Origin of the sequence: Streptomyces sp. NPDC023723 (assembly GCF_040639815.1) — a bacterium.
Taxonomy (GTDB): Bacteria; Actinomycetota; Actinomycetes; order Streptomycetales; family Streptomycetaceae; genus Streptomyces.
On sequence record NZ_JBFAAP010000027.1, the window covers coordinates 1 to 26,662 of the forward strand.

General features: G+C 72.3%; 20 protein-coding genes. 17 read left to right on the forward strand and 3 right to left on the reverse strand.

Annotated features, from left to right (window positions below):
* The 10 genes from AB0G32_RS25080 to AB0G32_RS25125 all read left to right on the forward strand — a co-directional run.
* Window positions 1-3,022, forward strand: a 3,022-nt coding sequence (locus AB0G32_RS25080; RefSeq protein WP_361167379.1) for an Rne/Rng family ribonuclease, incomplete at its 5' end; no start/stop codon positions are given.
* A 291-nt stretch (window positions 3,023-3,313) separates the two neighbouring features.
* Window positions 3,314-3,634 (forward strand): 50S ribosomal protein L21, encoded by a 321-nt coding sequence (gene rplU / locus AB0G32_RS25085; protein ID WP_030217740.1) that lies wholly within the window; start codon window positions 3,314-3,316, stop codon window positions 3,632-3,634.
* A gap of 14 nt (window positions 3,635-3,648) precedes the next feature.
* The gene (gene rpmA / locus AB0G32_RS25090; RefSeq protein ID WP_215169040.1) at window positions 3,649-3,903 is read left to right on the forward strand and encodes a 50S ribosomal protein L27; all 255 of its coding nucleotides are present in this window, start codon (window positions 3,649-3,651) and stop codon (window positions 3,901-3,903) included.
* A gap of 103 nt (window positions 3,904-4,006) precedes the next feature.
* Complete coding sequence (gene obgE, locus AB0G32_RS25095) at window positions 4,007-5,443, forward strand: GTPase ObgE (RefSeq protein WP_361167384.1); 1,437 nt, start codon at window positions 4,007-4,009, stop codon at window positions 5,441-5,443.
* Between the two features lie 150 nt (window positions 5,444-5,593).
* Complete coding sequence (locus AB0G32_RS25100; protein ID WP_361167387.1) at window positions 5,594-7,030, forward strand: FG-GAP-like repeat-containing protein; 1,437 nt, start codon at window positions 5,594-5,596, stop codon at window positions 7,028-7,030.
* A gap of 256 nt (window positions 7,031-7,286) precedes the next feature.
* Window positions 7,287-8,834 carry an alkaline phosphatase D family protein gene (locus AB0G32_RS25105; RefSeq protein ID WP_361167390.1) on the forward strand — a complete coding sequence of 516 codons (1,548 nt, stop codon included), beginning with the start codon at window positions 7,287-7,289 and terminating at the stop codon, window positions 8,832-8,834.
* A gap of 65 nt (window positions 8,835-8,899) precedes the next feature.
* Entirely contained in the window at window positions 8,900-10,090 is a 1,191-nt protein-coding gene (locus AB0G32_RS25110; protein ID WP_361167393.1) for a hypothetical protein, read from the forward strand.
* Between the two features lie 150 nt (window positions 10,091-10,240).
* Window positions 10,241-11,737 (forward strand): bifunctional cytidylyltransferase/SDR family oxidoreductase, encoded by a 1,497-nt coding sequence (locus AB0G32_RS25115; RefSeq protein ID WP_361167396.1) that lies wholly within the window; start codon window positions 10,241-10,243, stop codon window positions 11,735-11,737.
* A gap of 189 nt (window positions 11,738-11,926) precedes the next feature.
* The gene (locus AB0G32_RS25120; RefSeq protein WP_361167618.1) at window positions 11,927-14,002 is read left to right on the forward strand and encodes a hypothetical protein; all 2,076 of its coding nucleotides are present in this window, start codon (window positions 11,927-11,929) and stop codon (window positions 14,000-14,002) included.
* A 187-nt stretch (window positions 14,003-14,189) separates the two neighbouring features.
* Window positions 14,190-15,404 carry a glycosyltransferase family 2 protein gene (locus AB0G32_RS25125; protein WP_361167399.1) on the forward strand — a complete coding sequence of 405 codons (1,215 nt, stop codon included), beginning with the start codon at window positions 14,190-14,192 and terminating at the stop codon, window positions 15,402-15,404.
* A 510-nt stretch (window positions 15,405-15,914) separates the two neighbouring features.
* Here the strand turns inward: AB0G32_RS25125 and AB0G32_RS25130 are convergent.
* Both AB0G32_RS25130 and AB0G32_RS25135 read right to left on the reverse strand, forming a co-directional pair.
* Window positions 15,915-17,987, reverse strand: coding sequence for a hypothetical protein (locus tag AB0G32_RS25130; protein WP_361167621.1), 2,073 nt, complete (start codon window positions 17,985-17,987; stop codon window positions 15,915-15,917).
* 176 nt (window positions 17,988-18,163) lie between these two features.
* A complete protein-coding gene (locus AB0G32_RS25135; RefSeq protein ID WP_361167402.1) occupies window positions 18,164-19,600 on the reverse strand; it encodes a polysaccharide pyruvyl transferase family protein in 1,437 nt (478 codons plus the stop codon).
* 183 nt (window positions 19,601-19,783) lie between these two features.
* Between AB0G32_RS25135 and proB the strand changes: the two genes are divergently transcribed.
* From proB to AB0G32_RS25160, 5 genes are all read left to right on the forward strand, one after another.
* On the forward strand, window positions 19,784-20,914 hold the full coding sequence (proB, locus tag AB0G32_RS25140; protein ID WP_361167405.1) for a glutamate 5-kinase: 1,131 nt from the start codon (window positions 19,784-19,786) through the stop codon (window positions 20,912-20,914).
* A 218-nt stretch (window positions 20,915-21,132) separates the two neighbouring features.
* Window positions 21,133-21,600: a hypothetical protein gene (locus AB0G32_RS25145; RefSeq protein WP_361167408.1), complete on the forward strand. Its 468-nt coding sequence runs from the start codon at window positions 21,133-21,135 to the stop codon at window positions 21,598-21,600.
* Window positions 21,601-21,699: 99 nt separating this feature from the next.
* Complete coding sequence (locus AB0G32_RS25150) at window positions 21,700-22,986, forward strand: glutamate-5-semialdehyde dehydrogenase (protein WP_361167411.1); 1,287 nt, start codon at window positions 21,700-21,702, stop codon at window positions 22,984-22,986.
* 94 nt (window positions 22,987-23,080) lie between these two features.
* A complete protein-coding gene (locus AB0G32_RS25155) occupies window positions 23,081-23,686 on the forward strand; it encodes a hypothetical protein (RefSeq protein WP_361167414.1) in 606 nt (201 codons plus the stop codon).
* A gap of 100 nt (window positions 23,687-23,786) precedes the next feature.
* Window positions 23,787-24,857, forward strand: coding sequence for a hypothetical protein (locus tag AB0G32_RS25160; RefSeq protein WP_361167416.1), 1,071 nt, complete (start codon window positions 23,787-23,789; stop codon window positions 24,855-24,857).
* Between the two features lie 52 nt (window positions 24,858-24,909).
* Here the strand turns inward: AB0G32_RS25160 and AB0G32_RS25165 are convergent, their stop codons facing one another.
* The gene (locus AB0G32_RS25165; RefSeq protein WP_361167419.1) at window positions 24,910-26,070 is read right to left on the reverse strand and encodes a M48 family metallopeptidase; all 1,161 of its coding nucleotides are present in this window, start codon (window positions 26,068-26,070) and stop codon (window positions 24,910-24,912) included.
* A 124-nt stretch (window positions 26,071-26,194) separates the two neighbouring features.
* Here AB0G32_RS25165 and AB0G32_RS25170 point away from each other — a divergent pair, with 124 nt between their 5' ends.
* Entirely contained in the window at window positions 26,195-26,350 is a 156-nt protein-coding gene (locus tag AB0G32_RS25170; protein WP_361167422.1) for a hypothetical protein, read from the forward strand.
* Between the two features lie 131 nt (window positions 26,351-26,481).
* Window positions 26,482-26,646, forward strand: a complete 165-nt coding sequence (locus AB0G32_RS25175) for a hypothetical protein (RefSeq protein ID WP_361167425.1) — start codon at window positions 26,482-26,484, stop codon at window positions 26,644-26,646.
* Window positions 26,647-26,662 lie beyond the last annotated feature (16 nt).

The following is a 26,662-nucleotide window of genomic DNA, read 5'->3' on the forward strand; positions in this document are numbered from 1 at the left end:
GCCGAAGCTCTGGGCGCCCGCGTACCCGGTGGGGACCTCGGCCGTGATCAGCACGAGCGGGGAGCGGTTGCGGGCCGCGACCACCAGCGAGGTGGAGCCGGTCGCGGCCGACGAGCCGGAGGCCGAGGCGGAGGAGCAGCCGGCCGACGAGGACACCGACGTCGACGCCGACACCGACGAGGGCGGCTCGCGCCGTCGTCGTCGCCGGGGCGGCCGTCGTCGTCGCCGGGGCGACCTGGGCGACAACGAGAACGACGGCGACAGCGACGCCGACGGCGCGGACTCCGACCCCGAGCACCTCGCCGCCGACCAGGCCGCGCAGGACGCCGAGGACACCGCCGAGCAGGCCGACGAGGACGCCGAGGACGACGACACCGGCGCCCGGGGCGGCGAGGAGAGCGGCGGCCACGGCTCCAGCAGCAGCCGCCGGCGCCGGCGCCGGCGCCGCCGGGCGGGTGACGCCTCCGGTGAGGCCGAGCAGACCACCGACGACCCCGAGCGGACCGTCGTAAAGGTCCGTGAGCCCCGCCCGAAGGCCGAGCCGTCCGACGAGGTGCAGTCCATCAAGGGCTCGACCCGCCTGGAGGCCAAGAAGCAGCGCCGCCGCGAGGGCCGCGAGCAGGGCCGCCGGCGCGTGCCGATCATCACCGAGGCCGAGTTCCTGGCCCGCCGCGAGGCCGTCGAGCGGGTGATGGTCGTCCGCCAGCACGGCGAGCGCACGCAGATCGGCGTCCTGGAGGACGGGGTGCTCGTCGAGCACTACGTCAACAAGGAGCAGGCCACCTCGTACGTGGGCAACGTCTACCTCGGCAAGGTGCAGAACGTGCTGCCGTCGATGGAGGCCGCCTTCATCGACATCGGCAAGGGCCGCAACGCCGTGCTCTACGCAGGCGAGGTCAACTTCGAGGCGCTGGGCATGGCCAACGGCCCGCGGCGCATCGAATCCGCCCTCAAGTCCGGCCAGTCGGTGCTCGTCCAGGTGACGAAGGACCCGATCGGCCACAAGGGCGCCCGCCTCACCAGCCAGGTCTCCCTCCCGGGCCGCTACCTGGTCTACGTGCCCGAGGGCTCGATGACCGGCATCAGCCGCAAGCTGCCCGACACCGAGCGGGCCCGGCTGAAGACCATCCTGAAGAAGATCGTCCCCGAGGACGCGGGCGTCATCGTGCGCACCGCCGCCGAGGGCGCCAGCGAGGACGAGCTGCGCCGCGACGTCGAGCGGCTCCAGCAGCAGTGGGCGGAGATCCAGAAGAAGTCCAAGAACGGCGGCAACGCGCCGACGCTGCTGTACGGCGAGCCGGACATGACCGTCCGGGTGGTCCGCGACATCTTCAACGAGGACTTCACCAAGGTCGTCGTCAGCGGCGAGGACGCCTGGGAGACCGTCCACGGATACGTCTCGCACGTGGCGCCCGATCTGGCCGACCGGCTGTCCAAGTGGACCAGTGAGGTCGACGTCTTCGCCACGTACCGGGTCGACGAGCAGCTCGCCAAGGCGCTGGACCGCAAGGTCTGGCTGCCCAGCGGCGGTTCGCTGGTGATCGACCGGACCGAGGCGATGGTCGTCGTCGACGTCAACACCGGCAAGTTCACCGGCCAGGGCGGCAACCTGGAGGAGACGGTCACCAGGAACAACCTGGAGGCGGCCGAGGAGATCGTGCGCCAGCTCAGGCTGCGCGACCTCGGCGGCATCATCGTGATCGACTTCATCGACATGGTGCTGGAGTCCAACCGGGACCTGGTGCTGCGCCGCCTCCTGGAGTGCCTGGGCCGGGACCGTACGAAGCACCAGGTCGCCGAGGTGACCTCGCTGGGTCTGGTGCAGATGACCCGCAAGCGGGTCGGGCAGGGTCTGCTGGAGTCGTTCTCCGAGACCTGTGTGCACTGCAACGGGCGTGGCGTCATCGTCCACCTCGACCAGCCGTCGGCCGGCGGCAACGGCGGCGGCAAGCGCCGCAAGCGGGCCCGCGCGGGCGGCGCCGAGCAGCCGCACGAGCACGAGCACGAGACCCTGGTCACCGTCGACACCCCGACGGCGGAGCAGGAGGCGGAGGCCGAGGCCGAGCAGACCGCGGAGCGGGCCACCGAGCCGATCGCCCTGCCGGCGCCGGACTTCGCGCCCGACGAGGAGCTGTACAGCAGCGTCTTCGAGGCGGAGGCCGCGGCCAAGCGCGGCCGGAGCCGGCGTCGGACCGGCCGGCGCGCGTCGGCCCCGGCGGGCGCCCCGGCCCCGCAGGCCGAGTCCGCCCAGCCCGAGGCGCCGGCGGCCCCGGACGCGACGGCACGGGAGGAGGCCGAGCGCCCGGCACCGTCCGAGTCGGCCGCCGAAGCCCCGGCCGCGGCAGCCCCCGTCGCGGAGGCCCCTGTCGCGGAGGCCCCTGTCGCCGAGGCGCCCGTCACCGAGGCCCCCGTCGCGGAGGCGCCCGTCGAGGACGCCGCGCCCAAGGGCCGTACGCGGCGCAGGGCGACCCGCAAGGTGTCCGCGCCCGCCGGTTCGCCGGCCGGTGCGGAGGCCGCCGTGGTGACGGTCCCGGAGACCGCCGCACCGGTGGAGCAGCCCGAGCCCCAGGCCGCCCAGCCCGCCGAGCCCGAGCCCGAGCCGGCCGCCGCGGAGCCCGCGCCCCCGGCCCGGCCGCGCCGCCGTGCCGTCCGCAAGGCCACCGCGCCCACCGCCGACGCGGAGGCCGCCGTCGTGGTCGTCCCGGCCACGGAGGCCCCGGCCGCCACGGAGGCCCCGGCCGCCGAGGAGACCCCGGCCGGCACCGAGGAGGCCGCCCCGGCCAAGAAGACCGCCCGCAAGGCGGCCAAGAAGGCACCGGCGAAGAAGGCCGCCGCCAAGAAGACGACGGCCGCCAAGACGGCCGCCACGAAGAAGACGGCGGCGAAGAAGACGACCACGGCCAAGAAGGCGGCGAAGACCACCAAGTCGACGACCAAGTCGGCCGCCAAGAAGGCCACGTCGAAGAAGACCGCGGCGGCCGAGCAGTCGACACCGTCGGTGTCGGCCACCACGGAGGACTGAGCCGGAGCGGACTGAGCCGGAGCGGATCGAGCCGGACGGAACGGGGCGGGGCGGCGGCGGACCTGAGGGTCCGTGGCCGCCCCGCCCCGGCGTTGGCCGCCCGCACCCGGCCCGCACCCGGTTTGACCGGCGGATGCCGCCCCCGTAACCTTGGGCGTCGGCGTGTCCATAGACTCGCCACATCCCCGTAAACCTCATCCTCCCGGGCGTCCGGCGCCCAGGAGAGGCTGCCCGTCATGTCGGGCGGCTGGCCTGCGGGGGTGCCGTTCTCCGAGCGAAAGAGAGATCCGCGTGTACGCCATCGTGCGCAGCGGTGGCCGTCAGCACAAGGTTGCTGTCGGTGACATCGTTGAGGTTGACAAGATTTCCACTGCCAAGGTTGGCGACACGGTCGAGCTCTCGACCCTGCTCGTTGTCGACGGCGAGGCTGTGACCAGCGACCCGTGGGTGCTGGCCGGCATCAAGGTCCAGGCCGAGGTCGTGGACCACCACAAGGGCCAGAAGATCGACATTCTGCGCTACAAGAACAAGACCGGCTACCGCCGTCGTCAGGGCCACCGCCAGCAGTACACGGCGATCAAGGTCACTGAGATCCCCGCGGCTGCGAAGTAAGGGACTGAGGAGAGATGGCACACAAGAAGGGCGCATCGTCCACCCGGAACGGTCGCGACTCCAATGCCCAGCGGCTCGGCGTGAAGCGCTTCGGCGGTCAGGTCGTCAACGCGGGTGAGATCATCGTCCGCCAGCGCGGCACCCACTTCCACCCGGGCGCCGGCGTCGGCCGCGGTGGCGACGACACGCTGTTCGCGCTCCAGGCCGGTTCGGTGCAGTTCGGCACCGCCCGTGGCCGCAAGGTCGTGAACATCGTCCCGGTCGCCTGACCGGAGACTTTCGCGAGGCGGACCTCACTTCCCTGCGGGGAAGTGGGTCCGCCTTTCGCGTGTTGGACCAGGAAACACCCGTACGTAACTGGAGGCACATCCCATGACCACCTTCGTGGACCGCGTCGAGCTGCATGTCGCCGCGGGTAACGGAGGCCACGGCTGTGCCTCCGTGCACCGGGAGAAGTTCAAGCCGCTGGGCGGTCCGGACGGCGGCAACGGCGGCCGGGGCGGCGACGTCATCCTCACCGTCGACCAGTCCGTGACCACCCTGCTCGACTACCACCACTCCCCGCACCGCAAGGCCACCAACGGCAAGCCCGGCGAGGGCGGCAACCGCTCCGGCAAGGACGGCCAGGACCTGGTGCTGCCGGTGCCGGACGGCACGGTGGTACTGGACAAGGCGGGCAACGTGCTGGCCGACCTGGTCGGACACGGCACGTCCTTCGTCGCCGCCCAGGGCGGGCGCGGCGGGCTCGGCAACGCGGCGCTGGCCTCCGCGCGGCGCAAGGCGCCCGGGTTCGCGCTGCTCGGTGAGCCCGGGGACCTCCAGGACATCGTCCTGGAGCTGAAGACCGTCGCCGACGTGGCGCTCGTCGGCTACCCGAGCGCGGGCAAGTCGTCGCTGATCTCGGTGCTGAGCGCCGCCAAGCCGAAGATCGCGGACTATCCGTTCACCACCCTGGTGCCCAACCTCGGTGTCGTCACCGCCGGGTCGACCGTGTACACGATCGCGGACGTGCCGGGGCTGATCCCGGGCGCCAGCCAGGGCCGCGGGCTCGGTCTCGAGTTCCTGCGGCACGTGGAGCGGTGCAGCGTGCTGGTGCACGTGCTGGACACCGCCACGCTGGAGTCCGACCGCGACCCGCTCTCCGACCTCGACATCATCGAGGAGGAGCTGCGGCAGTACGGCGGGCTCGGCGACCGGCCGCGGGTCGTCGTCCTCAACAAGACCGACGTACCGGACGGCAAGGACCTCGCCGAGATGGTGCGGCCCGAGCTGGAGGAGCGCGGTTACCGCGTCTTCGAGGTGTCGGCGGTGGCGCACATCGGGCTGCGCGAGCTGTCGTTCGCGCTCGCCGAGCTGGTGGCCGGGGCGCGGGCGGCCCGGCCGAAGGAAGAGGCGACCCGGATCGTCATCCGGCCCAAGGCCGTCGACGACAGCGGTTTCACGGTGGCCCAGGAGGAGGACGGGCTGTTCCGGGTGCGCGGCGAGAAGCCGGAGCGCTGGGTGCGGCAGACCGACTTCAACAACGACGAGGCGGTCGGCTACCTCGCCGACCGGCTCAACCGGCTCGGTGTCGAGGAGCGGCTGATGAAGGCCGGCGCCCGGTCCGGCGACGGCGTCGCCATCGGCCCCGAGGACAACGCCGTCGTCTTCGACTGGGAGCCGTCGGTGATGGCCGGGGCGGAGATGCTCGGTCGGCGTGGCGAGGACCACCGCCTGGAGGAACCCCGTCCCGCCGCCCAGCGCCGCCGCGACCGGCAGGCCGAACGGGACGAGGCGGACCAGGAGTTCGAGGGCTTCGACCCGTTCTAGAGGCGAACGTGGTGAAGGCGGTGAACGGGGTGTGAACCCGAGCCGCCTGCCAGGACAACCACTCCGGCGACCGGTGAGTCGTACGGGGCAGCGTGGGACGGTTTCTGACCCGTCCCGCGGCCGACTGCCCCGCGACTCACCGGAGATGACGTGCCCAGACACCTCGACGCAGCGAAGTCCGGCCGGGCCCTGACGATCGCCATCGCGCTCCTTGCCGCGACCACGGCCATGTCACCGCTCGCCCAGGCCCGGCCCGCCGGGGCGGTGGAAGAACGGCAGGACTTCAACGGCGACGGATACGAGGACCTGGCCGTCGGCGCCCCGTTCGGCACCGTGAACGGCGTCGCGAAGGCCGGCTACGTCGCCGTCCTGTACGGATCGGCGTCGGGGACGTCGACCTCGGCCAAGCAGATCTACTCGCAGGCCACCGCCGGCATACCCGGCTCCCCCGAGAAGGACGACGAGTTCGGGTACGACCTGGACACCGCCGACCTCGACGGCGACGGCTACACCGATCTGCTGGTGCTGGCGGCGCAGGAGAAGTGGACCTCCGGCGGCACGACACGGCGGGGCAGCCGGACCGTGCTGTGGGGCGGCCCCGGGGGCCTCAGCTCGGCGACCACCCTGCCGGCCGTCGGAGACGGCACCTACCAGGACGGCCCGGTCGCCACCGGTGACTTCGACAGCGACGGCCAGGACGACCTGATCCGCGAGGGGAACCTGGAGACCGGCCCCTTCGGACGGGACGGCGTGCCCGCCGCCACCCGGGGGACCGCGCTCGACGGTCCCGTCAACGAGATCGTGACCGACCTCGTCGCCGGTGACGCCGACGGTGACGGCCGTACCGACCTGGTCGCGCGCGTCACGGTGTACGACGAGGACGAGGAGGCGGGCAGCTACCAGGAACTGCACTACCTGCGCGGCGGCGCCGACCCGCTCGCCTCGGCCACCGTCCTCGCCAACGGGGACGGCGACCCCGCGAACGCGACCGGCAGCGCGCTCACCCTCGGCGACGTGAACGGCGACGGCCGGGCCGACCTGCTCCTGGGTTTCCAGAACATCAGGATCTCCTACGGCACCGCGAACGGCCCGGACACCGCCCACATCCAGGTCATCGACCAGGACACCCCCGGCGTGCCCGGCACCCAGGAGCCCGAGGACGACTTCGGCAGCCATCTGACCGTGGGCGACGTGAACGGCGACGGCTACGGCGACATCCTGTCGGGCAATCCCACCGAGGGCGTCGGCACCGTCCAGCCGTCCGGCTCAGTCGCCGTGATCCCCGGCGGACCCGGCGGGCCCACGGGCGCCGGTGGCCAGGTCTTTCACCAGGACACCGCGGGGGTGCCCGGCGCGGCCGAGACGGCCGACAGGTTCGGCTCCGCCCTCGACCTGGTCGACGGCAACGGCGACGGCCGCGCGGAGCCGGTGGTGGGGGCGCCCGGGGAGAACAGCGGGGCCGGCGCGGTGTGGGTCTTCCCCGCGACCGCCACCGGCGCTACCGCCACCGGCTCCTTCGTCTTCGGCGCCGGCAGCCTCGGCATGCCGACCGCAGGCGGCTGGCTCGGCAACAGCTTCCCGAACTGACCGGACCACAAGGACTGGCCGGACCGCGAGGACTGGCCGGACCGCGAGCACCGGCCGGACCGCAAGCACCGGCCGCCGCCCCCGGACGACCCGTTGCGACCGACTCCCGTTAACCGTGAGGCCGCCGCGTCGCAACGGGACCCCGCCTGTCCACTTACTTGTCATGCACGCGAACGACTTGGTTCAGCGACCCGCCCACCCCGGAGCGTGAGCTTCCTGGGTGTCCACGCGGCTCGCGACACCAGGGAGTTCAGCCATGACCGGAGCAGCATCCACCGACCGACGCCGTTTCCTGACCGGCGGCGCCGCCGTGCTCGGCGCCGCGGCCACCGCCCAGCTGTGGCTGCCCGGCACCGCGCAGGCGGCCGAGATCCCGCTGTCCGAGGACGTGTTCAGCCTCGGCGTCGCCTCCGGCGACCCGCTCCCGGACGGCGTGGTGCTGTGGACCCGGCTCGCCCCGGACCCGCTGAACGGCGGCGGCATGCCCGACCGGAACGTGTCCGTGCAGTGGCAGGTCGCCTCCGACGCGCGCTTCCGCGACGTGGTGCGGGCCGGCTTCACGGTGGCCCGGCCCGCCCTCGGGCACAGCGTCCACGTGGACGTACGCGGGCTGCGCCCGGGACGTACGTACTGGTTCCGCTTCCGGGCCGGCGGCCAGTTCTCGCCCACCGGCCGCACCCGCACCGCGCCCGCCGCGACCGCCACCGGCGCCCTGCGGGTCGCGCTGGCCTCCTGCCAGAACTGGCAGCAGGGCTACTTCACCCCGTACGCCGACATGCTCGAACAGGACCCGGACGTCGTGCTGTTCGTCGGGGACTACATCTACGAGTCCACCCCGTCGGCCACCGCCGTACGCAAGCACGAGGGCACCGGTGAGCCCTACACCCTCACCCAGTACCGCAACCGCTACGCCCAGTACCGCAGCGACCCCGGCCTCGCCGCGATGCACGCCAACGCGCCGTTCGTCGTCACCTTCGACGACCACGAGGTCGACAACGACTACGCCGGCCAGGTCCCGCAGGACCCCGACAAGCAGACCCACGACGCCTTCGTGGACCGCATCACCGCCGCCTACCAGGTGTACTACGAGCACATGCCGGTCCGCGCCACCGCGGTCCCCAGCGGCCCGCACATCCAGATGTACCGCCGCCTGGAGTTCGGCCGCCTGGCCCGGCTGAACGTGCTGGACACCCGGCAGTTCCGCAGCGACCAGGCCACCAGCCAGGCCGGCGCCCAGGACCCGTCGACGACCATGCTGGGGACCGAGCAGAAGCAGTGGCTGCTGAAGGGGCTGCGCGGCTCGCCCGCCCGCTGGAACCTGATCGCCTCCCAGGTCATGATGGCCGAGACCGACCTGAAGGTCGGCGAGGGCAAGCTCTGGTACTACGACGCCTGGGACGGCTACCAGGCCGAACGCAACGCCCTGCTGAAGGAGTTCCAGCAGGTCCGCAACCCGGTGGTGCTCACCGGCGACCGCCACCTCACCATGGTCAGCGACCTGCGCACCGACTACGCCGACCCCGGCTCGCCGGTCGTCGGCGCCGAGTTCGTCGGCACCTCCATCTCCAGCAACGGCGACCAGGACCAGGCCGCCTTCCACGCCCAGTTCGACCCGCTGAAGGGCGACAACCCGCACTGGAAGCTGGTCGACGCGCACCGCGGCTACCACCTCTTCGACATCCGCAAGGACGGCATCGACGCCCGGGTGCGGACGGTGAACACGGTGCTCAAGCCCACCGCGACGGCCGGCACCCTGGCCCGGCTGCGGGTGGCCGCGGGCAGCCCCGGCGTCTCCCTGGCGTGATCCGTGCCACAGCGTGACGCAGCTCTTAGTCAACGCTCAGAAAGACCTCTTACCGTCTCCTAACCATGGAGACGGACTGTACGAGAGATGACGTCCCGGCCAACAGCGGGGTGTCCCCGTTCCCCGCCGGGACCCGACTGCTGCACATAGGCCCGCACAAGACCGGGACCACCTCGATCCAGGGCGCGCTGTTCGCGGCCAAGGACGCCATGAAGGCGCACGGCGTGGAGTTCCCGGCGGACAGCCGGCACCCGATGTCGGCGGCCCTGGCGGTCTGCGAGCGCCCCGGGATGCTGGGCAACAGCAAACCCAATGAGCGGCACTGGGAGACGCTGGTCTCCCAGGTCGCCGCCACCGGCCGGCGCACCTCCGTGGTGAGCAGCGAGTTCTTCGCCGACGCCCCCGACGACGAGACCGTCGAGCGGATCGTCCGGGAACTGGGCGGCGACCGGGTGCACGTCATGGTCACGCTGCGCCCGCTGGCGAAGATCATGCCCTCGCAGTGGCAGCAGTACGTGCAGAACGGCCTGCGGATGGGCTACGGGAGCTGGCTGGAGCACATGCTCAAGAAGCCGCCGTACGAGAAGCCCAACCCCAGCTTCTGGCGGCGGCACCGGCACGACCGGCTGGTCGAGCGGTGGGCCCGGGTGGTCGGTCCCGAGCGGCTCACCGTCGTGGTGGTCGACGACCGCGACCGCGGCGGGCTGATGCGCACCTTCGAGGCGCTGCTCGGACTGCCCGACGGGCTGCTCCAGCCCGTGCCGGACACGGCGAACCGGTCACTGACCCTCGCCGAGACGGAAATGCTGCGGAAACTCAATGTGGAATTCCGCGGCAATGAACTTCCCGAGGAGCTGTATTCCTCGCTGGTCCGCTACGGCGCCGTCATGCATATGAAGAACGCGTGCTCCCCGGGCCCGGACGACGTGAAGATCCGCACACCGCGCTGGGCCGCCGAGGCCGCCGCGGAGATCGGCGCGGAGATGGCGGGCCGGATCGCCGCCATGGGCGTACGGGTGCTGGGCGACCCGGCGTTGCTGTCCGCCGTGCCCAAGCCCCCGGACGCGGCCGGCAGCAAGCCGCGGATCGACCCCGAGGTGGCCGCGCAGGCCCTGTACGGGGCGCTCGCCGCGGCCGCCGCGGCGCCCGTGCGCAACACCGCGCCGGTCAAGTCGCGTACGGTGCACCAGACGTCCTCCAGGGACCTGGTGCGCGTGCTCGGCCACCGGGCCCTGCGGAAACTGCGCCGGCACTGAGGCGTTCCTCACAGCACGCGCGGAGACCCGTCGGTGCAAGGTGAATGACAGGTTGCGCGCACATATGCGTCGGAGGTCGCTCACCTTGCACTGCGGTAACCACAAGTGGGACCATTTCGAAGTTCCCTGTCGCCCCAAGGTAGGTCACCTGTGTCCCAGCACATAGCCAAGCCCCGTACCACCGCAGTGATCCTGGCCGGTGGCACCGGTCAGCGGGTGGGTCTGTCGATCCCCAAGCAGCTGCTGAAGATCGCCGGCAAGGCAGTCATCGAGCACACCCTGACCACCTTCGAGAACGCCGACTCCATCGACGACATCATCGTCCTGATGGCGCCCGGGTACGTGCCCGACATCGAGAAGATCGTCGCCAAGGCCGGCTTCACCAAGGTGCGGCGGATCATCGAGGGCGGCTCGACCCGGAACGAGACCACCGAGCGCGCCATCGCCGCCCTCGGCGAGGGCCTGGGCGACGGCGAGGACCGCAACGTCCTGTTCCACGACGCGGTGCGCCCCCTGCTGTCGCAGCGGGTCATCGACGACTGCGTGAGCGCCCTGGAGCGCTACCAGGCCGTCGACGTGGCCATCCCGTCCGCCGACACCATCATCGTCACCCGCACCCACGGCTCGGACGGCGAGTTCATCACCGACGTCCCGGACCGCTCCCGGCTGCGCCGCGGCCAGACGCCCCAGGCGTTCAAGCTGTCCACCATCCGCCGGGCCTACGAGGTCGCGGCCGGCGACCCGAACTTCCAGGCCACCGACGACTGCTCGGTCGTGCTCAAGTACCTGCCGGACGTGCCGATCCACGTCGTGGCGGGTGACGAGTACAACATGAAGGTCACCCAGCCGGTCGACGTCTTCATCGCCGACAAGCTCTTCCAGCTGGCCTCCGGCGCCGCCCCCGAGCAGGTCGGCGAGGACGCCTACCGCGAGCTGCTCACCGGAAAGACCATGGTCGTCTTCGGCGGCTCCTACGGCATCGGCAAGGACATCGCCGAACTCGCCGAGTCCTACGGCGCGACGGTCTACGCGCTCGGCCGCTCCACCACCGGCACCCACGTGGAGAACCCGGAGGAGGTCGACGACGCCCTGTCCAAGGCGTACGCCGAGACCGGGCGGATCGACTACGTCGTCAACACCGCCGGTGTGCTGCGCATCGGCAAGCTCGCCGAGACCGACAACGCCACCATCGAGGAGGCGCTGAAGGTCAACTACCTGGCCCCGGTGCAGATCGCCCGGTCCTCGTACAAGTACCTGGCCGAGACCCGCGGCCAGCTCCTGCTGTACACCTCCAGCAGCTACACCCGCGGCCGCGCCGAGTACAGCCTGTACTCCTCCACCAAGGCCGCGATGGTCAACCTCACCCAGGCGCTGTCCGACGAGTGGGCCGGCGACGGCATCCGCGTGAACTGCGTCAACCCCGAGCGGACCGCGACGCCGATGCGCACCAAGGCGTTCGGCCAGGAGCCCGCGGGCAGCCTGCTCTCCTCCGACGCGGTGGCCCGGGCCTCCCTCGACGTCCTGCTGTCCGAGCTGACCGGCCACGTCATCGACGTACGCCAGCAGGACCCGACGGCCGGCGCGGCCAAGGCGTCCGGCTTCGAGCAGGCGCTGGCCGCCGTGCTGGACCGTCAGGACGGCGTGTAATAATCGACGGCAAATAGATTTCTGTAATTCAGGCCTCTGCGTCCGCTCGTTAATGTCGTCGATGTCGTCAATGACGTCGGCCGAGCGAAGGCAGGGGCCTGAATCAGTACCTTCACGACCTCCACGAAGCGTCCAGACCCTTCACCAAGCAGGTTCTCCGTGATATCCACCGCTATTCGCGTGGCCCGGGTGGGCAGCGCGGCCGAGCTGGCCGCGGCGGTCCTCATGATTCTGGGCTTCCCCGGTCTCATGGTGGCCGCGCTCGTCCCGAGCGTTCCCGCCTTCGCGGCCGCGGCCGCCGTGACGTACCTGGCGGACCACTTCCTGCACCGCAGGAACAGCTACCTGATCAACCGGCTCAGCAAGATCCGGGCCGGTCTGTCGATCCGGTTCCTGATCCGGCAGCTGCTGCTGATCCTCCTGCTGGCCCGGCTGTCCCTCGCGGACAACCTGATCTACTACGGGGCCATCGCCTGCTTCATCGCCTTCTTCGGCCTGCAGGCCCCGCACGGCGCCCTGGTCACCCTGATCCGCAACCGCCGCCGGCTGCCGGTCGCCACCCGCAACGTCGACCTGGCCTCGCGGATCCGCATCCCGGGCGCCCCGCCGCGCGGACTGCTGCACCGCTCCGCCGAGAAGATCCTGCACCTCGACCTGTTCGCCGTCGTCGGCATACTGGTCGCCGCCGAGCTCGACAGCTCCGCGGCCGGCTACACCGGCATCGCGGTCACCCTGGCGCTGGGCGCGCTGTACGTGCTGGCCCTGCTGCCCTACGTACGCGGCCGCAAGGTCCCGCCGAACGCCGAGAAGGTGCTGGCCGCCGTCGACGACTGGCTGGGCGAGTACCGGCCCGAGACGGTGCTCTACTTCTCCGGCTCCAAGGACTCCGCCTACCAGGTCAACATGTGGCTGGAGACCATGGAGCAGCTGGAGACCCGGCCGCTGGTCATCCTGCGCGAGCGGGTCATCCTCCAGAACCTGGCGCCCACCACGGTCCCGGTGATCTGCGTGCCCGGCGGGGTGCACCTGATGAACATGGACCTGTCCACGGTGCGCGTCGCGCTGTACGCCGCCAACGTCGGCAAGAACATCCACATGCTGCGCGTCCCCACCATGAAGCACGTCTTCATCGGCCACGGCGACAGCGACAAGCTGGCCAGCGTCAACCCGTTCAGCAAGGTCTACGACGAGGTGTGGACCGCCGGGCGCGCGGGCCGCGACCGCTACGCCATCGCCGACGTCGGGGTCCGCGACGACGACATCGTCGAGGTCGGCCGCCCGCAGCTGGCCCCCATCCAGGGCTGGCACGGCGTCCCCGAGGGCCGGATGCCGACCGTGCTGTACGCGCCCACCTGGGAGGGCTGGGACGGCAACCCCGGCAACACCTCCATCGTGCTGGCCGGCGAGAACATCGTCCGCCGCCTGGTGACCGCCGACCCGCCGGTCCGCGTGCTGTACAAGCCGCACCCGTTCACCGGCACGGTCAGCAAGGAGGCCGGCGCCGCCCACCGGCGGATCACCGCGCTGGTCGAGAAGACCGCCGTCGAGCGCGCCGCCGACGCCCGCTTCGGCACGGACGCCGCGGCCCGGACGACGGCCAGGGCGGAACTGGCCCGCGTCGAGGCCCGGCTCGCCGAGCTGGCCGGCGGCTCCGACCGGGGCGACGGGGCCGAGGCCAGCCGGGACGGCGTGGTCGACGTGCGCAAGCACGAGGAGGTCGCCCGGCTGCGCGCCGAGTGGAACGACGCCTACTGGGCGGCGATCCCGAGCTGGGAGCACCGGGTCATCACGGGCGCCGAGCCGCGTCTGTACGACTGCTTCAACGTCTCCGACGCGATGGTCTCCGACATCTCCAGCGTGGTCTCCGACTTCATCGCCAGCGGCAAGCCGTACGCGGTCACCGACTCGGCGGAGCTGGGCGCGGAGGAGTTCAAGCGGCAGAACACCGCGGTGCGCGCCGCGGTGATCCTCGACAACACCGCCGCCGGGCTCGACGCCCTGCTGACCGCGGTCACCGACCCGGCCGGGGACCCGCTGGCCGAGGACCGCGGGGAGCTCAAGCGCTACCTGCTCGGTCCCGACGAGCCGACCTCCATCGAGCAGTTCAACGACGCGGTCGCCGACCTCGCGGTGAAGGCCGAGACGCGCAATGTCGGCCAGGAGTCCCGGATCGTGGCCGGCGGCCCCGACGTGGAACTGGCGGACGTACTGCCCACCGCGCGGGCCAACACCGCGGGCGAGGCGGACGGCATCAGCGCCGGCTGACCCCTGGTATCCCGCACCGAACGGCCCGGTCCTGGTGGACCGGGCCGTTCGCGTTGCCGAAACCGTGACGTCCATCACGAAGGCGCACGGGTGACGCAACCACTTCCGCCGGCCGCCCGTCTAACGGGTAGCCAACGAGGTAATACCGCACCAATGCGGGGGAAAATCCCATGACCAGGGGGAACAAGTGACCGTGACGCAGCCTGATGTCACCGTGATCATCGGGGCGTACGAAGCGATGCCGTATCTGGTCGAGTGCCTGGCGTCCGTCGAGGCCCAGACCATTGACCCGGCGCGCATCGAGGTCATCACGGTGGACGACGGCTCCACCGACGGCACCGGGGACTGCCTGGAGCAGTTCGCCGCCCGCGCCCCCATGCCGGTCACGGTGATCCGGCAGCAGAACTCCGGCGGCCCCAGCGGCCCGCGCAACGTGGGCCTGGCCAGGGCCACCGGACGCTACGTGTTCTTCCTCGACGCCGACGACCGGCTCGGCCCCGAGGCCCTTCAGCGGATGGTCGAGCTGGCCGACCGGGCCGGCACGGACGTGGTCGTCGGCCGCATCGAGGGGATCAACCGCAAGGCCCCCAGGTCGGTGTGGCGCACGTCGCTGGAGCGCACGGACGTCTTCTCCTCCAACATCAAGTACACGCTCACCGCCCAGAAGCTGTTCCGCCGCGCGCTGCTGGAGCGGCACGGCATGCGCTTCGACGAGTCCCTGTTCAGCGGCGAGGACGCGCTGTTCACGATGGAGGCGTACCTGCGGGCCGACGGCGTCTCCGTGCTCGCCGACTACACCTGCTACTACCTGGTGGGCCGCGACGACGGCAAGCACGTGACGAAGACCTCCACCTACCCCGGGCGCTTCGGCCACGCGCGCGCCCTGATGGATCTGATCGCCGAGCTGGTGCCCGCCGGCTCCCGGCGCGACCAGCTCATGGTCCGTCCGTTCGGCGTCACGGTGCTGGCCCAGTTCGGCCCGCGCTGGCTGAAGGACACCGAGGAGGTCCGGCGGCACAAGCTCGACCTGGCGAAGCCCCTGCTGGACGCCTACTGGACCCCGGGCATCGCCGGTCTGCTGAAGGTCAACGAGCGGCTGCGCATGCACCTGGTGGCGACCCGGCAGACCGAACTCCTCGACGACGTCGTGGAGTTCGTCCGGGCCAGGAAGCAGGCGGCCGCCGTCCTGGAGAAGGGCGGCCGCCGGCTGTACCTCGTCTACCCGCACTTCCGGGACCGGAAGGCGGGCATCCCCGACGAGCTGTACCGGGCCCACGGCCGCGAGGCGCGCCCCTTCCTCGGCTACGTGGCACCGGCCGACTCCCTGCTCCGCCGCGCCCTGCACCGCGCCCGCCGCGGCTCCCGCGACCTCAAGAGCGGCAACCGGCCGGCGGCGGCGTGACGGCCGCGGCAGCCCGCCGCGGCTGACCGGGCGGTTCCGCGGGCGGGCGCCCGGAGTTCCGGGCGGATCGCACCGCGCCGGTACGCCCCGGTCGCGACGGATTCCGTCAGCGGCCTTCCGAGACCTCGCCGGCACCGACCGGCCCTCGGCGGCGTACCAGGGGCGGACGGCACCGCAGCGGGTTTCCCCGGGCCTTGGCGGAGTGCCGGTGGTGGTCGGCCCGGCAGTGGGTTTCCCCGGGCCTTGGCGGAGTGCCGGTGGTGGTCGGCCCGGCAGTGGGTTTCCCCGGGTCTTTGGCGGCGTGAGCGCTGGTGCTCGGCCCGGCGGTGGTGCGGCGGGGCGGACGGCACCGCAGTCCGCTGCCGGGGGCCGGGGGCCGGGTGGGAGGAGCCCCCGGGCCTTCGGCGGCGTGAGCGGTGGTGCCCGCCCGGCGGTGGTGTGGCGGTCCCGGGCGGACCGTAGTCCGCTGCCGGGGGCCGGGTGGGCCGAGCCCCCGGGCCTTTCGCGGCGTCAGCGGTGGCGGCCGGCCCTCGGGGGTGTGACGGGGGCGGCGGTCCCGGGCGTCGGCGGCTGCTTCTCCTGCCGCTGGCCGGGCAGGTCCGCCGGCAGCCGGCCGGCCGCGCGGGTGCGGTGGTCGCGGGCCGACTCGGCCAGGGCCCGTACCGCCGCGGCGAAGCGCTGCTGGGCGGGCGGCTCGGCCGGCCCCAGCAGCCGCAGCGCCAGCGCCGCGCGGGCCGCGGCGAAGGTGTCCCGCTCCGGATGCCGCACCGCCGCCAGCAGCGCCGGGACCCCGGCCGCGTCCGGCGTCAGCACGGTCGCCGCCGCCACCGTCGGGAACGCCACCCGGAACGCCTCCTGCGGCAGCCCGCTGGTGTTGGCCACCGCGTACGGCTTCCCGCTCGCCAGGAAGTCGCTGATCACGCTCGACACATCGCTGATCAGCAGATCGGCCTGGTCGAAGCAGGAGTACAGCGCGGGCCGCGCCTCGGTGACGATCCGGTGCTCGCCCTCGGGCAGCGCCGCCCAGTACGCCGCGTTCCAGCCGGCCGCGGCCTCGGCCACCGCCGCGGCCCGCCCCGGCTCCGGCGCCGCCTGCGCGAGCATCCGCTCCACCTGGTCCGCCCCGGCCCGCGGCACGGACATGGTCAGCCGCTCCAGCCGGGCCGCGTGACCGGCCAGTTCCGCCGAGTGGGCGGGGCGCGCCGCCGGCCGTCCCCGGTTCGCCGCCCGGATCAGCTCCCGGACCCGCAGATCGGCGGCCCCGGCCCGCGGGTCCACCGTCCCGGTCAGCGGATGCGGCTTGTACAGCAGCCGGACGCCCGGATCGGCGAGCAGCGCCCGCACCAGGTTCTCCCCGGCCGCGATCACCGAGGTGTTGCCGGGGTTGCCGTCCCAGCCCTCCCAGGTCGGCGCGTACAGCACGGTCGTGTACCGGCCGGCCGGCGGCCCCGCGTACGGGCGTACCGCGTCCAGCTGCGGGCGGCCGATCTCCACGATGTCCTTGTCCTCGACGCCGACCTCGGCCAGCGCGTACCGCTCGCGCGCCGCCGGGCCGGCCACCCACACCTCGTCGTACGCCTTGGCGTAGGGGTTGCAGGAGGACAGCTTGTCGCTCTCGCCGTGGTTGACGAAGGCGTGCTTGATGGTCGGGATGCGCAGCACCTGCGAGGTCTTGCCGGAGTTCGAGGGGTGGATGAGGACCTGGAGCGTGGAGTGCTCAAGGCGCATCAGCGTGGACACCTTCGGCAGGCACACCACCGGTACGTCGGTGGCCGCGATCTTCTGCACCATGAACCGCTCCCGCAGCACCACCACCGGCCGGCCGCCGAGCCGGGCCAGCGGCTCCAGCCACATGTTCGCCTGGTACGCGGAGTCCCTGGAACCGGAGAAGTACAGCCCGACCGTCGGCCGGTACTCCGCCAGCCACGCGTCGAACCAGTCGAGCACCTCCCGCTCACCGGCGGGCCGGCGGCCCGGCAGCAGCCGCAGCAGCAGGGCGCCGAGCCCGGCCACCGAGCACAGCAGCGACACGGCCAGGCCCGCCGCCCCGCACAGCGGCGCGTCGGTGGCCACCGTGGCCAGCAGCCCGCCGGTGGCCGGCAGCCCGAAGACCAGCAGCCGGTGCCCGGGGCGGCGCAGCAGGACGGGCGGCGCCGGGGACAGCCGCAGCGCCGCGGCGTCGATGTTCCGGGTCACCACCGGCAGCGTCCGGCTGCGCCGGACCAGTACGGAGACCGCCTGGATCGCGCAGTGCAGGACGTAACAGGCCAGCAGGCCGGCCACCAGCGGGGCGTACACCGTCTCGCGGGGCTGCTCGCCGAGCCGCAGCAGGCCCACCACGAGCAGCAGGTCGCGCAGCACGTGCCGGACGGTGACGTCGGCGTGCGACTTGGTCAGCAGCGACAGCATGCCGCGCTGCCAGCGGTACACCGCGCCCTCGGCGGCCAGCGAGGCGGCGGTGGCCGCCAGCAGCAGCGGCACGTTCGGCAGCAGCGCGCCGACGGCCTGCGCGGTGAAGGCCGCGGCCAGGGCGGCCAGGACGAGCAGCTTGGCGGTGATCCGGCGGTGGCGGGGCCGCGTCATCAGCCACCGGCGGGACGAGGGTTCGGGCACTGCGGGCACTCCAGGGTCGTCACGAAACGGACTCCCCGGTTAACGCGCGCCGACCTGGGGACGACACGCGCGTGTCCCGGAACCCTGGGGTGAGGGCCCGTGGTATGCACCCCGCCGGCGGTCCGGCGGGGTGCGTCGCACGGGGACTAACGGCCCGACTGGAAGGCGCGGCCCACCACGCGGCGGGCCCTGCGGATCACCGAACTGTCGGACGGCGCGGGCTTCTTCGCCGCGGCGGCCGTCGCGGCCTTCGCCTGGGTCTTGGCCTTGCTCTTCGCCTGGCTCAGCTCCCGCTTCAGCTTGTTGTTCTCGGAGGTGAGCGCGCTGACCCGGCCGTACAGGAAGCCGATCCGCTCGGTGACGGAGGCGGGTTCGCCGAGCCACGGCCGGACGCCGGGCGGGAAGGACAGCGAGCGCAGCTTCTTCTCGAAGGCCGCGCCGCCGTCGCCGTGCGTGAAGGTGTTCTCCAGGCCGTTCTTGTCGAGGAACCCGGTGAACCGGTCGAAGCGCTCGGCGTGGTTGCCGACCAGGCCGCTGAAGTCGGCCTGCTCGTACAGCCGGGCCGGGTCGAGGTCGTCGGGGAGCTGGTCTATTCGCTGGTGCGGTATCTCGAAGTACCGGCACAGCTCCAGCGTCCGCGAGTCGGCGGTCAGCACTGTCGCGGGCGTCCCGGCCAGCAGGGCGGCGATGTTGCCGTGGATGCGGGAGCCGAAGGAGAAGTCGTAGCCGCGCAGGTCGTCGATCCAGGTGACCGGGTCGATGTAGACCCGGACCTTGTCCTCGGCGTACATCGGGTGGTCCGGGTGCGACGGCATCCCGGTGACCTTGGCGTTCGAGTCGGACAGGTCCCGCCAGTGCATCTGCCGCGCGTCGCTGAGGTTCTGGCAGATGAACGTCAGGTTCGGGTAGCGCTCGTGGGTGCGCCGGATGATCTGGTCCAGGCCCTGGCCCTTGACCGCGGAGTGCGAGCCGTTGATGGCGATGCGGGAGGCGGTGGTCACCTCGGACACCCGCTTCTCCACGTTCAGTTCCCGGCCGTGCATGAACAGCGAGGGGCAGCCGATCACCTCGACGTCCCGGAAGCCCATGTTCCGCAGGTACTGCTCGGTGAACTCGCCCCGCACGCCGATCGACGCGCTCCGGTCGAGCACCGCCGAGACGAACGAGCGGACGCTCGCTTCCAAGGGCTTCAGCCGGGCCGGGTCGTTGTCGAGGCCGGCCTGGGCGCCGACGCCCAGCACCACCACGGGGATCCGCAGCTTGCGGATGAACTGGGTCATCCGCTGGAGCACTGGCTCGAACGACGGGCGGAAGGCGTTGGCGAGGGGCACCACGAAGGCGTCGTACTCCTCGTTGATCCGGGCCGCCGCGTTCACGTCGATCTTGTTCTTGTTGGAGACCACCTCGACGCCGGGCGTCTGGAGGATCTTGTGCGAGGCGTCGCTGAAGATCAGGTTGCCTGCGTTGGTGAGGATGACGTCCCGGTGCAGGGCTTGCTCGACGGGGACGACGTCGAAGGGGCTCTTGCCGGAACGAAGCAGGATGCGTTTCGTGCGGGGCGCCGCGGAGTCTGATGGTGACACGGTGTTCACAGTATGTTTGTCAGCCTTTTGATTTCTACTGGCATTCGGCACAACTTTCCGGCCAAGTGCGTTGCGTGAGCGAACGGTCACGGGATGTCTGTCCGCAGCGTGGACCGCCGCGCGGCGCCGGACCGGGTTCGCGTAGATTGCTGGAAAGGTCGGACGCGAGGGGAAAGAGTACAGGTGGCAGCGGCAAGGCAGGCCGTGGGTGAGGCCCGCAGGATCGTGGTCAAGGTCGGCTCCTCGTCGCTGACCACGGCGGCCGGCGGCCTGGACGCCGACCGGGTCGACGCGTTGGTCGACGTACTCGCCAAGGTGCGCGGCACGGCGGGGGAGCGGGAGATCGTGCTGGTCTCCTCCGGCGCCATCGCCGCCGGCCTCGCGCCGCTCGGGCTGAGCCGGCGTCCCAGGGACCTGGCCCGCCAGCAGGCCGCCGCCAGCGTCGGCCAGGGCCTGCTGGTCGCCCGCTACACCGCCTCCTTCGCCCGCTACGGCGTCCGGGTCGGCCAAGTCCTGCTCACCTCCTACGACATGAGCCGCCGCTCGCACCACCGCAACGCCGCCCGCACCCTGGACAAGCTGCTCGCGATGGGCGCGTGCCCGGTCGTCAACGAGAACGACACCGTCGCCACCGACGAGATCCGCTTCGGCGACAACGACCGGCTCGCCGCCCTCGTCGCCCACCTGGTCCGCGCCGACCTGCTGGTCCTGCTCTCCGACATCGACGGCGTCTACGACGGCGACCCGAGCCGCCCCGGCACCGCCCGCATCGCCGAGGTCGCCGGACCCGCCGACCTCGGCGGCGTCGAGATCGGCAGCGCGGGCAAGGCCGGGGTCGGCACCGGCGGCATGGTCACCAAGGTCGAGGCGGCCCGGATCGCCGCCGCGGCCGGCATCCCGGTGGTGCTCACCAGCACCGTGCACGCCGCCGACGCGCTCACCGGCCAGGACACCGGCACCTACTTCCACCCCACCGGCAAGCGCTCCACCCACCGCCTGCTGTGGCTCCAGCACGCCTCCGCGCCGCAGGGCGCGCTCACCCTGGACGACGGGGCGGTACGTGCCGTGGTCGAGGGCCGCAAGTCGCTGCTGCCCGCCGGGATCGCCGCCGTCGAGGGCGAGTTCGGCGCGGGCGACCCGGTCGAACTGCGGGACGGCGCGGGGCGCGCGGTCGCCCGTGGCCTGGTCTCCTTCGACGCCAAGGAGATCCCCCGGCTGATCGGCCGCTCCACCCGGGAGCTGGCCCGCGACCTCGGACCCGCGTACGAACGTGAGGTCGTACACAGGGACGATCTGGTGATCCTGCACCCGTAATGGGTCGAAACGTCCCCGCACCGGTGGTGGACGTTCCGCAAAAGCGCCCCGCGACGCCGTGCGGCCTGCTCAACTTTGTCCAAGGGACTTGCCGCACGGACAAAAGCGGCGACAAACAGCCGCAAGCGGCGACATACAGGCGACATGCAGGCGACAAGCAGCGACAAGCGTCCGGGCCGACCGCGCCGGGGCGACGCGCGAGCGAGAAGGAGGCCGTCGTGAGACGAGTGCGCCCGGGGGCGGCGGCGTCCCGCGGCGGTGCCGGTTCCCGCGCGGCCGGCGAGGAACGCGCCCTGACCAGCGTCGCGGCCGGCGACCGCTTCCCCGACCAGAGGTCCGAGGAGGTGCCGCGCCTGTGGCACGTCACCCTCAGCGTCTCCGGCGCCCGCACCCCGCTGCCCGAGGTGCGCCGCGCCCTGGAACAGCTCGCCCACGACCATCCCTTCCTGCTGACCAGCCGCTACGCCGACGACCACGCCGAGATCCGGTACTGGGAGGAGGCCCGCGACCTGCACGACGCCGCCGCTGTCGCGCTGCGGCTGTGGGGCGAGCACCGGCAGACCGCGGGCCTGCCGCCCTGGGAGATCGTCGGCCTGGAGGTCATCGACCGCGTCACCTACCACCAGCGCATCGCGGCGGGCTACGGACCGGCCCCGGCCACGCCGGTCGGCGTGCACCCCTTCTGAGCGGAACGGTCCTGCCCCGCCGTACCACCCCCCGAACCCCCTGTCTCGGGGTGTGGGACACGCCCTGAACGGGCCCGCCCCGCGCACTACCCTTCCCCCATGACCACGCTCTCGCCGTACGACTCGATGTCCCCGGTCACCCAGGCCGCCTACCGGGCCAAGGCCGCCGCCGCCGACCTCGCGCCGCTGCCGCGGGCCGTCAAGGACGACGCGCTGCTCGCCGTCGCCGACGCCCTGGAGGTCCGTACCAGCGAGATCGTCGAGGCCAACGCGCAGGACGTGGCCAAGGCCCGCGAGGCCGGCACCCCCGAGGCCATCATCGACCGGCTGACCCTCACCCCGGAGCGGGTGCGGGCCATCGCCTCCGACGTACGGGACGTCGTCGCGCTGCCCGACCCGGTCGGCGAGGTGGTCCGCGGCAACACCCTGCCCAACGGCATCGACCTGCGCCAGGTCCGGGTCCCGCTCGGCGTGGTCGGCATCATCTACGAGGGCCGGCCCAACGTCACCGTCGACGCCGCCGCGCTCTGCCTGAAGTCCGGCAACGCGGTCCTGCTGCGCGGCTCGTCCTCCGCGTACCGGTCGAACACCGCGCTGGTCCGGGTGATCCGCGACGCGGTCGGCGGCGCCGGCCTGCCCGCCGACGCCGTCCAGCTGGTCCCCGGCGAGAACCGCGACAGCGTGCGCGAGCTGATGCGGGCCCGCGGCCTGGTCGACGTACTGATCCCGCGCGGCGGCGCCGCCCTGATCAACACGGTCGTCCAGGAGTCCACCGTCCCCGTCATCGAGACCGGCACCGGCAACTGCCACGTCTACGTCGACGCCGCCGCCGACCTCGACATGGCCGTCGACATCCTGGTCAACTCCAAGGCCCAGCGGGTCGGCGTCTGCAACGCCGCCGAGACCCTCCTGGTGCACCAGGACATCGCCGCCGACTTCCTGCCCCGCGCCCTGGACGCCCTCGCCGACGCCGGCGTCACCGTGCACGCCGACGAACGGGTGATGGCGTACGCCAAGGACGCCCGGGCGACGATCGTCGAGGCCACGCCGGAGGACTGGGAGACCGAGTACCTCTCCCACGACATCGCCGCCGCCGTCGTCGACTCCCTCGACACGGCCGTCGAGCACATCCGGCTGTGGACCTCCGGCCACACCGAGGCGATCGTGACCACCTCGCAGCAGGCCGCCCGCCGCTTCACCCAACTGGTCGACTCCACCACCGTCGCCGTGAACGCCTCCACCCGCTTCACCGACGGCGGCCAGTTCGGCTTCGGCGCCGAGATCGGCATCTCCACCCAGAAGCTGCACGCCCGCGGCCCGATGGGCCTGCCGGAACTGACCAGCACCAAGTACATCGTCACCGGCGACGGACACGTACGGCGCTGAACCGGCACCCGGCGCGCGGACGGGTGCACGCCCCTCGCGGAGCGCCCCGCGCCCGTCTCAGCCACCGGATGGTTTTCCACACCGTCTGCCCAAAATGACCCCCCAGGTCTACTCTGGAACGGTGCCGGAGAACGTGGGGGGCACGCCGTTCCCTGACGGCTGGGAGCCCGACGACGACCACGACCGCGGGGTGTCGGACGAAGAGTTCGCCTCCGTGGTCTTCGACGAGGACTTCGTCCGGGCGGCGCGGGTGCACGAGCCGACCGCGGTCGAACGGCTGCTGGCCGCGGCCCAGGCCAGAGCGGAGGCCTCCGAGGCCGAGGCCGCCCGCCGCGCCCGCACCAGGGGCGAGCGCTACGACGACGGATACGGCGAACTCGGCCACGACCCGGCCGACCCCGACTACGACGACCCGGACTACGACGCCGACCCCCTGGACCGCCCGTACGGCGCCCCCGCGAGCTACGGCAAGCAGGTCCGCTGGCACCGCCCGGTCGCCTGGATGCTCGCCCTGGTGATGGGCATCGGCATGGTCGCGCTGGCCTTCTCCGCCGTCTACCGGGGCGCCTCCGCGGACCGCGACCGGGACCAGGGACCGCCGCCCGCCTCCACCGGCCCCGAGCAGAGCGGCGCCGCCACCCCCTCGGCCTCCGCCGACTACTCCCAGCCCGCCGTCCCGGTGATCCCGCGCAGCCCCTGAGCGGCGCCCGCGCCCGCCCCGACCGGCTCGGCGCGAAGCTGTCCGAACTTGTCGTGTACCAGCGCGTTTACCTGGGCTCCCGGAGACCTACTCTGAAGATATGGGAGGGCCTTCAGACCCGCCTGAGGGGACACCCGAGGGCGCCCCCGGAGGCGGCGACGACGAATACCGGTCCGTCGTCTTCGACGAATCGTTCGTCCGCGCTGCCCACCTCCAGGAATTCTCCGCCCAGGAACGCATCGCCGACCACGCGCCCGCCGTGCGCCGCCGCCCGCCGCTGCGCCGCGGCGGACTGTCCCGGCAGGCCCTGATCCTGGTCGTGCTGATCGCCGTCGCCTTCGGCACCGCCGTCTACATGGGCGTCCGCCACCCCTACCAGAGCCCGGCCGCGCGGCAGCCCGCCGAGCAGGTGCGGATGACCGTCGTCCCGCTCGCCCCGCGCGGCAAAGTACCCGGCGGCACCGACGCCGGGCAGTTGTTCGCGCACAGCCCCGCCGCGCAGTTCCGGGCCGGCGCCGCGGGCGTCCCCCTGCCGCCCTACCGCAGCACCGCCCACTTCGCCGACGAGCAGGTCAGGAACGCCCTGCTCACCGCCAAGGAGTACGTCGTACGCTCGGCGCTCGATCCCGCGGTGCTGGTCGGCGGCGATACCCGCTCGGTGCGGATACTGCTCGACCCCGACCAGACCGGCCAGTTCGACCAGAGCATCGCCGAGCCCGCCGCCGACGGCCGGCACGCGGCCACCGGATGGCTGATCCGCTTCGACCCGGCCCGGGTGGAGCTGGCCGGCACCGAGATCCGGATCCGGGGCTCCCTGCGGGCCCAGGAGAGCGACTCCGCCACCCTGGAGGTCGTCGCCACCCACACCGTCGTCTACCCGCTGCGGCCCACCGGCGACAGCCGCGCCGAGGTGTCGCTGTTCACCGTCCGGCGCGAGCTGCGCTTCCGCTTCGACCGGGACGACCTGCGGCTGCACCAGGCCCGGCTCACCCTCACCTCGGTCCAGGCCGGACCGCTGTCCTGCGCCGAGGACTCGGCCGGGTACCTGCGCCCGCTGCTCGCCGGACAGACCGCCAAGGAGGGCGGCCCGGCCGGCACCGACCCGTACGCCACGAGCGACGCCACGGCCCTGTGCGGCACCCTGGCCGAGAGCGCACAGCCGAAGGCGTGACCGGCCGGTCCGACCGGTCCGACGGTCGGTCCGGCCGGCCGCGGGGCCCCGGTCAGGCGCGCGGCTCGTGCGGGCCGTCCGGCGATCCGCCCGAGGAGTCCTCCGGGCCCTCCGGGTCACCGGGGCCGCCGGAGTCCCCGGAGCCCTCGGCGCCCTTGGCCGGCCCCGGCTGCGCGGTGCCGAATCCGCCGAAGCCCCGCCGCACCCGGCCGCCGAGGTCCCCGGCGCCGCCCGCGATGTCGTTGACCAGCTTCATCAGCGGGTCCTTGGAGGTGCGCACATGCGTGGCGTAGCTGGACGCCGACTCCCGCCAGGAGTCACGTACCGAGGCGTCCTTGTCCTCGTCGCGCCGCGGGTAGTGGCCGTCCATGATCCGCTGGTAGTCCCGGGACGCCGCCCACTTCTTCAGCTCGGCGGCGCGCACGGTGGTGAAGGGGTGGGACCGCGGCAGCACGTTCATGATCTTCAGGACCGAGTCGCGCAGGTCGCCGCCGGCCTCGTACTCCTCGGCCTGCTCCAGGAACGCGTCCACGTTCATCTCGTGCAGGTGGTTGCCGCCCGCGATCTTCATCAGGCCGCGCATCGACGCCGTGAGGTCCTGCCCCACCAGCAGCCCCGCGCGGTCGGCGGACAGCTCCGACTTGCGGAACCACTCGCGCAGCGCGGTCACGATCGCCATGATCGCCAGGTTGCCCAGCGGGATCCAGGCGACCCGGACGGCCAGCGAGGTCAGGAACAGCAGGATGGTCCGGTAGACCGAGTGCCCGGACAGCGCGTGCCCGACCTCGTGGCCGACCACCGCCCGCATCTCCTCCTCGTCGAGCAGCTCGACCAGCCCCGTGGTGACCACGATGATCGGCTCGTCCAGGCCGATGCACATCGCGTTCGGCGTCGGGTCCTGGTTGACGTACATCGGGGGGACCTTCGCCAGGTCCAGGATGTAGCAGGCGTCCCGCAGCATGTCGTTCAGATGGGCGAACTGCCGGTCCGAGACGCGCACCGAGTCGGACAGGAACAGCAGCCTGAGGCTCCGCTCCGGCAGCAGCCCGCTGAGCGCCTTGAACACCGTGTCGAACCCGCTCAGCCTGCGCAGCGCCACCAGGGCGCTGCGGTCGGCCGGATGCTCGTACGCGCGCGAGGAGATCCCCGGGAACCGCCTGCGTGACCTGCCGGGCACCCGCTCGTGCCCGTTGCTCTGGTGGCCGTCGGTCATGTCTTCCCCCAGGTACGTCCTAGTGACCTTTGCGAACCCTTGTGCGGTCCTTTGTGCCCCCGAAGCAGAGCCCAGCCTAGGCGGAGATACCGTGGACGGGCAGTACACCGAAGGAGTCCGTGTCATGGAGCATGTCCCCCACCCCGCCCAGCTCGCCGGGGCCGCCGCCGAGCAGCCCGGGTCGAGCCACCTGCTCCAGATCGTGCTGATCGTGATGGTGCTGGGCTGTGTGCTCACCGCGTGGTTCCTGCTGCGCGGCTACAAATCGAAGGACGACTGAGGCGGCCGGAAGGTTCCCCCGGGCGGCCCGGACCCTCTCCAACGGCGGAGTCGGCGTGATCGCGCGCGGGGTGCCCGCATACGATGAGTGCACGTCTTTATCCCGCCCACACGCGATAGGTCCTGCCGAAGATGAGCTTCAACAGCACCGCTGCCCAGTTGGTCACCCTTGCCGCCGAGGGCGAGGAGCACGGCGGCAACCACGAGAGCCTCAGCCCCTACGTCACCGGCATCGGCGCCTTCGTCATCCTGCTGCTGCTGCTGTGGATCACCACGCGCTTCAACCGGGACCGCTGAGCGGCGTCCCGGGGGA

What these genes read in the sequence shown, in the direction of transcription:
- obgE (WP_361167384.1), top strand. Translation starts at nt 4,007, where the DNA reads ATGACCACCTTCGTGGACCGCGTCGAGCTGCATGTCGCCGCGGGTAAC.
- rpmA (WP_215169040.1), top strand. Translation starts at nt 3,649, where the DNA reads ATGGCACACAAGAAGGGCGCATCGTCCACCCGGAACGGTCGCGACTCC.
- AB0G32_RS25155 (WP_361167414.1), top strand. Translation starts at nt 23,081, where the DNA reads ATGACCCCCCAGGTCTACTCTGGAACGGTGCCGGAGAACGTGGGGGGC.
- AB0G32_RS25110 (WP_361167393.1), top strand. Translation starts at nt 8,900, where the DNA reads ATGGAGACGGACTGTACGAGAGATGACGTCCCGGCCAACAGCGGGGTG.
- AB0G32_RS25150 (WP_361167411.1), top strand. Translation starts at nt 21,700, where the DNA reads ATGACCACGCTCTCGCCGTACGACTCGATGTCCCCGGTCACCCAGGCC.
- AB0G32_RS25165 (WP_361167419.1), bottom strand. Translation starts at nt 26,070, where the DNA reads ATGACCGACGGCCACCAGAGCAACGGGCACGAGCGGGTGCCCGGCAGG.
- AB0G32_RS25160 (WP_361167416.1), top strand. Translation starts at nt 23,787, where the DNA reads ATGGGAGGGCCTTCAGACCCGCCTGAGGGGACACCCGAGGGCGCCCCC.
- AB0G32_RS25130 (WP_361167621.1), bottom strand. Translation starts at nt 17,987, where the DNA reads ATGACGCGGCCCCGCCACCGCCGGATCACCGCCAAGCTGCTCGTCCTG.
- AB0G32_RS25170 (WP_361167422.1), top strand. Translation starts at nt 26,195, where the DNA reads ATGGAGCATGTCCCCCACCCCGCCCAGCTCGCCGGGGCCGCCGCCGAG.
- AB0G32_RS25175 (WP_361167425.1), top strand. Translation starts at nt 26,482, where the DNA reads ATGAGCTTCAACAGCACCGCTGCCCAGTTGGTCACCCTTGCCGCCGAG.
- AB0G32_RS25105 (WP_361167390.1), top strand. Translation starts at nt 7,287, where the DNA reads ATGACCGGAGCAGCATCCACCGACCGACGCCGTTTCCTGACCGGCGGC.